Origin of the sequence: Mucilaginibacter lacusdianchii (assembly GCF_009770985.1) — a bacterium.
GTDB classification, from domain to species: domain Bacteria; phylum Bacteroidota; class Bacteroidia; order Sphingobacteriales; family Sphingobacteriaceae; genus Mucilaginibacter; species Mucilaginibacter lacusdianchii.
On record NZ_WSRW01000020.1, the window covers coordinates 1 to 378 of the forward strand.

The following is a 378-nucleotide window of genomic DNA, read 5'->3' on the forward strand; positions in this document are numbered from 1 at the left end:
GCCGAGCAGAGTCGAACTGCTGTCCAAATTAGGTATTGACTGTCCGTTCATTCACAGGTTTAGTTTCGATTACCCTCGAAACGGGGACTGTCACTTATCCCGGACAGTGGGATGCTCTAGTTAAAGCTTAGACGGTTAACTAACTAGAGAAAGTTAAACGTGGCATCCGTTGGGGGTTTATCCATAGTCCTTAACGGAGTCAAACTATGAATGCTCGAGTCGATTAGAGACTATTAGGCAGCTACAGGAGCGGCTTTACGAGCGAAAGGAACGATGTTGTTCGCATTTACTTTTTGTTTGAGCCTTTGATTTACGAGAGGAGACTCACTCTCGACCTGTATCACGGGGGAGCTTTCGCTAACCTGTCGAAACCGTTAC

General features: G+C 46.6%; 1 other RNA gene. It reads right to left on the reverse strand.

Annotation, left to right across the window (positions count from 1 at the left end):
* Positions 1-3: 3 nt before the first annotated feature.
* Positions 4-376, reverse strand: a transfer-messenger RNA (tmRNA) gene (ssrA, locus tag GPM24_RS22090).
* Positions 377-378: the final 2 nt, after the last annotated feature.